General features: G+C 47.2%; 7 protein-coding genes. 1 reads left to right on the forward strand and 6 read right to left on the reverse strand.

What is annotated here, in order from left to right; all coding sequences use genetic code 11:
* The 3 genes from CPT76_RS37240 to CPT76_RS10805 form a co-directional block, all read right to left on the reverse strand.
* Positions 1 to 582, reverse strand: a 582-nt coding sequence (locus CPT76_RS37240) for an RNA polymerase sigma factor (protein WP_105442918.1), incomplete at its 3' end; no start/stop codon positions are given.
* Positions 583 to 799: 217 nt separating this feature from the next.
* Entirely contained in the window at positions 800 to 1282 is a 483-nt protein-coding gene (locus CPT76_RS10800; RefSeq protein WP_105442919.1) for a nitroreductase family protein, read from the reverse strand.
* Positions 1283 to 1294: 12 nt separating this feature from the next.
* Positions 1295 to 1870: a nitroreductase family protein gene (locus tag CPT76_RS10805; RefSeq protein ID WP_105442920.1), complete on the reverse strand. Its 576-nt coding sequence runs from the start codon at positions 1868 to 1870 to the stop codon at positions 1295 to 1297.
* Positions 1871 to 2457: 587 nt separating this feature from the next.
* Between CPT76_RS10805 and CPT76_RS10810 the strand changes: the two genes are divergently transcribed.
* A complete protein-coding gene (locus CPT76_RS10810; RefSeq protein ID WP_105442921.1) occupies positions 2458 to 3021 on the forward strand; it encodes an NAD(P)H-dependent oxidoreductase in 564 nt (187 codons plus the stop codon).
* Positions 3022 to 3105: 84 nt separating this feature from the next.
* On the opposite strand, the gene CPT76_RS10815 is transcribed toward CPT76_RS10810, so the two are convergent.
* The 3 genes from CPT76_RS10815 to CPT76_RS38320 all read right to left on the reverse strand — a co-directional run.
* Positions 3106 to 3465, reverse strand: coding sequence for a winged helix-turn-helix transcriptional regulator (locus CPT76_RS10815; protein WP_105442922.1), 360 nt, complete (start codon positions 3463 to 3465; stop codon positions 3106 to 3108).
* A gap of 130 nt (positions 3466 to 3595) precedes the next feature.
* A complete protein-coding gene (locus CPT76_RS10820; RefSeq protein WP_105442923.1) occupies positions 3596 to 4426 on the reverse strand; it encodes a discoidin/SUN/FTP domain-containing protein in 831 nt (276 codons plus the stop codon).
* A 90-nt stretch (positions 4427 to 4516) separates the two neighbouring features.
* Positions 4517 to 4715, reverse strand: a 199-nt coding sequence (locus tag CPT76_RS38320; RefSeq protein WP_219845406.1) for a hypothetical protein, incomplete at its 5' end; no start/stop codon positions are given.

Here is a 4715-nt window from a genome sequence, read left to right on the forward strand (position 1 = left end):
GTTAGATCTGACCATTCTTTCACGGGTTATCCCTCCTTTGATCTTCTTTTGCAGAATCAGTTTTTTCCGGACACGTTCGAACTTTTTGCGCAGGGTTGCCGGTTTGCAGTCCATAATCTGTCCGATCTCTTCGAAGCTGTACTGCTCCACTGCCCGCAGAAGCACGAGATGCCTTTCTTCAGGCTTCAAACTCATCAGCAGCTCTTCCACCTCTGGTACGCTGTCCTTTTGGTGCTGATTCTCCAACTGCCGAATCTCTTTTTGGAGAGATAACGTCTTCTTTTGCCGGCTCTTCTTTCTGGTCATGTCCATGCAATGGTAGTAAGCAACTTTATACAACCATGAGGAGAAGGAAACCTGGTGCTCATATTTATGGATGGATTGATACACCTTGATGAAAATTTCCTGCAGCGCGTCCTCCGCTTCCTCGCGGTTCTTCAAAATGTAATAACAATACGTATAAATCTGGCGCTCAAACGTACGGATGATGTCGGCAAATGCCTGCTTATCTCCTTGTTTGACGCTTTCTACGACGCTCTCGATAGGTTGTGTCGACTCTTCCCCGGGGTTGAGGTATTTCATGGCATCACCTCCCTTGTTGTCCCATCCTCACCCTGTATAACGTTTAGCAGGCTGCCGAATGTGACATCGGTCCGAAATAAAAACGCCCCTTTCCGGAAAACATGCTTTCCGGAAGGGACGCTGAGAAGGATTTGGGTCTTTGAAGCATTCCTTTGAACATTCCCCCAATTAGATGCATCAGGAGCAAAAAAGGTTATGCAGCTTGAACATTTGCCAATTACAGTAACTTAAAGTTAAGATTCGGTGAATGAGCAGAGGTTACCGGCTCTATTGGGGGTTCCAGATAACCCAATTCCAGAACGGCGACGATCCGCTCTTCTTGGTGAACACCATAGCGATGGGCGGAGGTTCGGTCATAAATCCAGTCGTTCATCGTCACTCGGACATGGAGCTTGCTCTCCTGAGCAAGCAGGTGGAAATTTTGCATAAGGCAGCATGCGGCCGCGAAATCTTCTTCCCTTTTATGAGGATCTCGATCTTCTTTAATCACCAGGATCAAATATGCCGGCGCCTCCTCCTGTAATCCGGCCATCATGTGTCTGCTGCCTGACCCGATAAATATAAAACGCCACGGCTCCCGCAGTCCGTCGTTCGGAGCCCATACTGCCACATTTAAAAGATCGAGGATATGACTTTCAGGAACGGGCCGATTGCTGTAGTTTGATGTAAGTCCTTTATTTGTGACACCGGTGATGTTCATGAGTTCGCCTCCTTATCCCGATATGATCGTCCATTTCTTTTCTGCACGTGTCCTGGCTCTGGCTTTCGGTATTTTGTCAAAATAGCCGAGGTGTAAAATTCCCACCAGTTTCTCCGTTGGTTTCATTTGGAAAAGGTGGAATAACTCCCGGCTCTGCATCATCGGCTCCGTGTCCCATAGGGTACCAAGCTGCCGCTGCCAGGCAAGCAGCTGGAAGTTTTGAATGATCCCGCAAACTGCAGCATAATTCATGTCATTTGTCCTTCTGTCCTCGTTCGTGCTGGCAATAACAGCCAAATGACCGGGTATTTCTGTGACTCTTTTTCGGACAAAATCCCGAATTTTTTCCGGCAGCCATTTGACCAGTTTGTTCTTCACCAGAGGCTCAAGCATGCAGACAGCAAGACGCTCCCTGGATTCCGCCGTTCCTGCATATACGCACCGGTAATTTGCAGCCTCGCCGGAACGATAAGGATACAAGCCCTGCGCTTCGCGGAGCAGCTCCCGCACAAATTCCTGATCCACCTCGGGAGAGGATTTAAACCTGCGGATGCTTCTGCGCTCTTGGATGATTTTCGCCCATTCCATGATTCGAACCCTCCTGTTCATTCAGACTTGAAAACCGCCTATGATGTGCTTCCCCCACTCCTGACCAACGCATTACAGCCTCGCGAATCACTCGTCGGTGCCATGTACTGCATCCCGGCTCGCTGTTTTGAGTTGGTTAATGATATTTGTTTCGTTCGAAACAAAATATGAACGTGAAAGGAATGCTCCTTATGCTGCCTTAAACCTATTCATGGAATGATGTACTCTTCAGCGTGGATCGCTCCTTTAAATTAGAATAAATAAGTATAAGAAATGTAATAGCTAAACTAATCTAAAACATCAAATTATTTATTCACATGAAACAATATAATTGTATAGATTTACCCCGACCCTGTCAATTCCGTTTCATCGCTTGTATCGGCCATCCAGCTTGGATACAACGACGTAAGTTATCGGCCATCCAGCTTGGATACAACGACGTAAGTTGTTAAAAGGCTTCTGTTCATGTCGCGGTTCACACTTACCAGGACGTTAGTACCTGTACTAAAAGTGCGTACTTACAGCGTGGCGAGGTATTTTTTATACTCAATACGAAGTCATTATCGAAAAAAAGGAGGACCAATCTGATGAAAACCTTAGTGATCGTATCGCATCCAAGCATTGAAACGTCCGTCATTAATAAACGGTGGGTCCAAGAGCTCTACAAATACCCGGAAAAATACACGGTCCATGACTTGTACAAAGCTTATCCTGACCAATCCATCGATGTGGAAAAAGAGCAGCGTTTGGTGGAAACGCATGGCCATTTGATGCTGCAGTTTCCAATCCAGTGGTTCAACTGTCCGCCTCTCCTGAAACAATGGCTGGACGAAGTGCTGGCATACGGCTGGGCTTATGGTTCGAACGGTGGCGACAAGTTAAAGAACCGCAAAGTCGCCCTTGGCGTCTCTGCAGGAATCAAAAAAGCGGATTACAGCGAAACAGGCAGGTACCGGTATACACTTGAGCAAATATTGGTTCCGTTTGAAACGACCTTCCGGTACTGCAATGCGGATTATCGTTCGGTTTTTGCATTCTACGGTACGGAAAGCGAGCCTGGTGAAAATGTGCCGGGAGCGGAAGCCGATCAGCCCCTAGACGAACTGGAACAAAGCGCGCAGGACTATTTGAAGTTTATCGACTCCCTCTAAGCCGGCAAATGGATTTGGCCATTAAAAAAGAAGTATCTCCCTGTAAGGGAAATACTTCTTCTAATGAGCCGTATTACGGGAGGCCTATCGCTGAACAGCTTCAACGCCGGGAACAAAGTTGTTCTCCCCCCACTCGCACATCAGATTCAGGACAGGGATGAGGGAAAGACCTCGTTCGGACAACGAATATTCGACCTTCGGGGGAACCTGAGGAAATTCTTTGCGTAAGACCAGGCCGTCCGCCTCCATTTCTTTTAACATGACGCTAAGTGTTTTAAAGGAAATGGTTCCGATACTCCGCTGGAGTTCATTAAAACGCATCACTTGATGTTCGGACAACCAGTACATGATGATCATTTTGTATTTGCCGCCGATTAAGGACAGCGTATATCCAAATCCGGTGTCTTTGAGCTTAACGCCGCCCGGAACACAGGTTTCCCGCACAGGAGCACCTTCCTTTCGCCAAGACGATCTGTCTTCATTATATAGGCTAAGTTCTTCAGCGTAAAAGGATGTGCAGGGGATAAAGGCGGCTTGCCCGGTAATCGATGCTTACCCATCAAAAGATGCTTACCTATACATTTCTGCCGTATGCCTCAATCTGCGTCAGGGCCGGAAACGGCGTCTCATCTCCTTTGATCAAGCGCTTGAGCACCAGCCATTCGACCGTGCGGGGAGAGATGTCAAAGTATTGGATGCTGCGGATTTTTGCAGGATAGAGCTGCTCCTCTGACCCGTCGGAAAAAGCGACCGTTACTTCTTTCCACCAGCTGTCATGCGGAAAATCGCCGCGCAATACGAGGCCCAGCCGGTCAAGCTGCACCTTACGACCGAAATCCAGTGTCAGCTCGGCATCCGGCTGCTGGTTAATTCCCCAGGATTGATACGGGTAAGAACCGTGGCTGTAATTGGCATAGACGCCGTCGATAGCGTTGCGGGCAAAGAAGGTCGGGTCGTTTCGGGTTTCAACATTCGCGTGAGCATGCGGGAAAGCGCCCGAGTCCTGCTTCTGGTCATGAGGGTTTAAGGCCAGATTGCGGTACTCGCTGATCTCATTCTCCGTCGCATACCGGGCAGTAACATAATGCTTCGATCCGGCAAAAGCGTTCTCGGGATACGCTCGTTTGTACGCCAGCGGAACCTCGTATTCCCATATGGTTCCTTTTACATAAATTAAAGACGGATTGAGCGTCTCATCCATCTGAACCACGATATACGAATCCGGCAGTTCCATCGTGACTCTAAACTTGTCGCCCTCGGCGTACTCCACATGCTGGCAGGCCAGATACGTAACCCCTTCTTCTTCCCGTTCCATCAAATGGACATGCTTCGTTTGCGAATCGCTGTACTCCTCCGTCCTCACTTCATCTTGACGATTCAATAACTCGAGCTTAATTGTCGGCATCATTGTTCTCTCCCCATTTCAGAGTATCAAATGAACTTGATTGGATTGATATAAACTAATAAGAACATTATATAACGGTTCATATGAACGCTAAAGAGATTTTTTAAGATTATAGAATTTATAAATTTCAGCGGAGCTGAACCATTCTATAATCGCAAGAAAAACTTCAGCTAAATGCGGTCTGTCTTCTTTGAAGGTACGTCGATAGACGTTTTTCTTAAGATTATAGAATTTATAAATTTCAGCGAAGCTGAACCATTCTATAATCACAAGAAAAACTTCAGCTAAA

Source organism: Paenibacillus sp. AR247 (assembly GCF_002968895.1).
GTDB lineage: Bacteria > Bacillota > Bacilli > Paenibacillales > Paenibacillaceae > Paenibacillus_AQ > Paenibacillus_AQ favisporus.

Bases quoted from the DNA above. Each gene is read 5' to 3' on its own strand.
- CPT76_RS10800 (WP_105442919.1), bottom strand. From the start codon at position 1,282: ATGAACATCACCGGTGTCACAAATAAAGGACTTACATCAAACTACAGC.
- CPT76_RS10805 (WP_105442920.1), bottom strand. From the start codon at position 1,870: ATGGAATGGGCGAAAATCATCCAAGAGCGCAGAAGCATCCGCAGGTTT.
- CPT76_RS10810 (WP_105442921.1), top strand. From the start codon at position 2,458: ATGAAAACCTTAGTGATCGTATCGCATCCAAGCATTGAAACGTCCGTC.
- CPT76_RS10820 (WP_105442923.1), bottom strand. From the start codon at position 4,426: ATGCCGACAATTAAGCTCGAGTTATTGAATCGTCAAGATGAAGTGAGG.